3 protein-coding genes are annotated in these 3,225 nt (G+C 61.5%); all 3 read right to left on the bottom strand.

Annotated elements, in window-relative coordinates; translation table 11 throughout:
• Nucleotides 1–380: 380 nt before the first annotated feature.
• Genes K8W16_RS07420 through K8W16_RS07410 form a run of 3 tightly spaced genes read right to left on the bottom strand, consistent with a single transcriptional unit; the run spans nucleotide 381 to nucleotide 2,574 of the window.
• Nucleotides 381–1,322 (bottom strand): ABC transporter substrate-binding protein, encoded by a 942-nt coding sequence (locus K8W16_RS07420; RefSeq protein ID WP_304122518.1) that lies wholly within the window; start codon nucleotides 1,320–1,322, stop codon nucleotides 381–383.
• 5 nt (nucleotides 1,323–1,327) lie between these two features.
• A complete protein-coding gene (locus K8W16_RS07415) occupies nucleotides 1,328–2,032 on the bottom strand; it encodes an ABC transporter ATP-binding protein (protein WP_304122517.1) in 705 nt (234 codons plus the stop codon).
• Nucleotides 2,029–2,574: an ABC transporter permease gene (locus K8W16_RS07410; protein WP_304122516.1), complete on the bottom strand. Its 546-nt coding sequence runs from the start codon at nucleotides 2,572–2,574 to the stop codon at nucleotides 2,029–2,031. The genes K8W16_RS07415 and K8W16_RS07410 overlap by 4 nt, the downstream gene beginning before the upstream one ends.
• Nucleotides 2,575–3,225: the final 651 nt, after the last annotated feature.

Below are 3,225 nucleotides of genomic sequence, written 5' to 3'. Positions count from 1 at the left end.
GGGATTTCTTCCCGGGCTTTGCCCGTCAACGGTGAAAAAGGAAAGGATGAACGGATGTTTTTTTGTGGGGGAGCCTTGCGCCGGGCCGTGTTGCAGGGGGGGCAGGAAGCGGGGGAATGTTCCGTTGCCGGTCGGGATTTCTTCCCGGGCTTTGCCCGTCAACGGTGAAAAAGGAAGGGATGAACGGATGTTTTTTGGGGGGAGCCTTGCGCCGGGACAATGCTTCGCCTTTCAAACGATGGGCCGGGCGACGCAGAGCAGCCGCCTCGCGTTTACCTTTTTCAAAGATAAGCCCTGATGAAAAGTTTCGGGGAGAAGAATGGGGGGAGAACCCTTTTACAAAAGGGGTTCCTCCCTTCCCCGCATCAAACCGTTTTCTTCTACTCCATGGCGGAATCGAGGATGAAGGAGCGCGAATCGACGCGCTTTCTGGCCATGCCGTTTTCAATGAGGAAAGTCATATCTTCATCGAGGCTTTTAATGTCGTCCTCATTGAGGCGCTTGTTGTAGTGCGACCAGGCGTAGAGGCGCTCGGCGTCGGCTTCGGAAATACCCTGTTCCTTCGCGCCGAGGGCAATGGCTTCCTTATGGTTGTTCATCACCCAGTCGTAGGCTTCGTCCTGCGCGGCGACCACAAGCTTGATAAGCTCCGGCTTTTCGTCGATGAATTTCTTGCCGGCGCACATGGCGAGTTTCGGGGTGACGAGGCCCGTGGCCGTAGCGATGATGGGCTTGCCCGCCTGTTCGGCCTTGACCAGCGCGCCAGCTGCGATGAGGGCCGCATCCACCTTGCCGGACATGAGGGCCGCAAAGCTCTGGGGTATGCCCATCTGCACGAACTTCACGTCGTTGATGCTCATGCCTTCCTTCGCAAGGCCCGCCACGAGCAGCTGATGCAGCACCGTGCCCTTGGGCCCGGCTATGGTCTTGCCCTTGAGATCCCTGAAGTTCTTCGCGCCGTTTTCCTGCCCCACCAGGCCGAACACGTCCGTAGGCCGCGAGGCTCCGGCAATGATGAACACCGGGTTGCCTTCGGCGTTGGCCATTTGCACCGAGGTGGTGTTCAGAACGCCGCCCACGTCCAGCGAGCCGGAAGCCATGGCCGTGGCCTGCTGCGCGCCGGAGTCGATATCGTGCCACTTCACGGTTATGCCCAGAGGCTCCAGCTTCTTTTCCAGTATCCTGTGCTCCTTCATGGCCATCATGGGCAGGTTGAAGGGCGACTTCACATAGCTGATGTTGAGCACGCCTTCCTCCGCAGAGGCTTGCGCGGCAAAAAGGGAAAGGGCAAGGGCCAGCATGAGGGTACGGGGCATCTTCATAATAATTACTCCTTAGTATTCAGATGCGTAAGAATGTTCCGGCGGATGAAGTCCCGCCGTTCAGGGCCTGAACCGGGGGAAAGGTCGAAGCTTTCGCGGATCTCGCCCCCCGCCATGACAAGGATGCGCGCCGCTACGCGCAGGGCTTCCTCCATGTCGTGGGTGACGAGCAGGCAGAGCGTGCGGCTCATCAGCCTCTTGAGCATGGCTTGCAGCTTCTCCCGCGTGATCGCGTCCAGCGAGGCAAAGGGCTCGTCCATGAGCAGTATACGCGGCGAGCGCAGCAGCGCCCTTGCCACGCCCACGCGCTGGGCCATGCCCCCGGAAAGCTCCCGCGGCATGGCCGAAACAAGCTCGGCGGAAAGCTCCACCATGGCCAGCGCTTCTTCCATGCGCTTCCCCGCATCCGCACAGGTGCGCGGCAGCGCAAGGCGCAGGTTCTCCCCCACCGTGAGCCACGGCAGAAGGCGCGGGTCCTGAAATACCACGGCACATTCCCCGGGGGAAACAAAAATCTGGCCCGCATCGGCCTTCTCCAGCCCGGCCGCCACGCGCAGAAGCGTGGACTTGCCGCACCCCGAGGCCCCGAGCAGGCAGGTGATGCCCGAAGGCGCAAGGCATACCCCGGCCCCGCGCAAAACTTCGCGCGCGCCGAAACTCTTATGTATGCCCAGAAGCAGCGGCAGGCCGTCCTGCATGGGCGCGCTCATGACGCAAGCTCGGGAAAACGCCGCGAAAGCAGCGCGGAAACAATAAAGGAAAAGGCCGCGTCCAGAAGCCAGCCGGAAAAGCCTATGATCAGTATGCCCACAATCACTTCATCCGCACGCTGCATCTGCTCCGCATCCATAATCATGTACCCCAGCCCGCTGCTCGCCGCTATAAGCTCCGCCGCAATGAGCGCCCGCCAGCTGTAACCGAAGCTCAGCCTCAGCCCCGTGACTATGGATGGAAGCGCCGCCGGAAGAAGAAAAAAAAGCGCCGTGCGCCCCCGCGAAAGCCCGAGACTCGCCGCCAGCTCCCGGAAAGGCGCTTCCAAGCGGTTCAATCCCGCCCGCGTGTTCAGATACACCGGAAAAAAAGACGCCAGCACTATCACCGCAACCTGCGTCGCATCCCCTATGCCCAGCCATAAAATAAGCAGCGGCGTCAAGGCCAGCGGCGGCGTCATGCGCAGAAAAGAAAGGCTCCCCTGAAGACATTCGTCCAGCAGCTTCCAACGCGACAGCGCCGCCGCCGTCGTAAACGCCAAGGCCACGCTCAGCCCGAACCCCGCCGCAATCCGTGAAAGCGACGCGCCAAGATGCGAAAACAACACGCCGCTCCCCGCCATCGCCGCCCCCGTCTCCAGCACCTGCGCAGGCGACGGCAGCAAATACGGCGATACTGCCCCTGAAGCAGACGTAACCTGCCACAGAAAAAGAAGTATCAACGGAAAAATAAAGGGCTTCACTATGCGCATGCCCCGGATTCTAGGCCCGGAACGCCCCTCTGTCCATACTGTGAAAAAAGACTTTTTTGCCCCGCAAACGGCACGCAAACGCAGGAAAGGCAGGAAACGCAGAAAAGGCAGGAAAGGCAGGAAAGGCAGGAAAGGCAGCGGGGCTCCGCCCCGTACCCCGCCGGGGGAGATAATCTCCCCCGAACCCCCATAACAGGCAGTCTCGCGGGCGAAGAGGGCGCAGAAGCCGGGCCTTGACTCGCTTCCGGTGCGGAATCCCTGCCTTGCAGGACGAAATCCCGGAAGGTAAGCGCCTTCTTCTGCCGCGCAGGCCGGGCATCTCGCCGCCCTCCGTCGCCTGCCCCGCGTCCGTGCAGGTGTGCGCTGCCGCGCCCACCTGCCGTGGCCGACTCCGTCCCGGCTTGCGCCGGGCCGTCGTGTCAAAGGAAGGGATTTAAAGAT

It is taken from the genome of Mailhella massiliensis (assembly GCF_020741395.1).
Lineage (GTDB): Bacteria > Desulfobacterota > Desulfovibrionia > Desulfovibrionales > Desulfovibrionaceae > Mailhella > Mailhella massiliensis_A.
This window is presented reverse-complemented; position numbering and strand designations above follow the sequence as displayed.

What these genes read in the sequence shown, in the direction of transcription:
- K8W16_RS07420 (WP_304122518.1), bottom strand. Translation starts at nt 1,322, where the DNA reads ATGAAGATGCCCCGTACCCTCATGCTGGCCCTTGCCCTTTCCCTTTTT.
- K8W16_RS07415 (WP_304122517.1), bottom strand. Translation starts at nt 2,032, where the DNA reads ATGAGCGCGCCCATGCAGGACGGCCTGCCGCTGCTTCTGGGCATACAT.